Raw genomic sequence first — 277 nt, forward strand, 5'->3', positions numbered from 1 at the left:
TAGAGGCCCCTGATAAGGGTCTCGTCTTTTAACAACCTCCCCCTTTTTATTGTCTTTTATCGTCCAGTTATCAACGAGGTCTACACAGTTTTGGTTAATCCCCTCAAAACCTAATTCATACCATTTTTTGATTAGGATCCTGAGACAAATGAAATCCTGATTCGAGAACTTATTACTGGATTTTGTTGTTAGCATTACAGCTTCGTCAATTGAATCAAAACTCATAAACGAAATGAATTTCATGAAAACTCTGTTAATTTGCTTAACAGATCCGGGA

Annotated in this window: 1 pseudogene; it reads right to left on the minus strand. The window is 36.5% G+C overall.

What is annotated here, in order from left to right:
* Positions 1-243, minus strand: a pseudogene (locus FOV68_RS24230) (hypothetical protein); the annotation flags it as partial.
* Positions 244-277: the final 34 nt, after the last annotated feature.

The organism is Pantoea sp. paga (assembly GCF_007558755.1).
Taxonomy (GTDB): domain Bacteria; phylum Pseudomonadota; class Gammaproteobacteria; order Enterobacterales; family Enterobacteriaceae; genus Pantoea; species Pantoea agglomerans.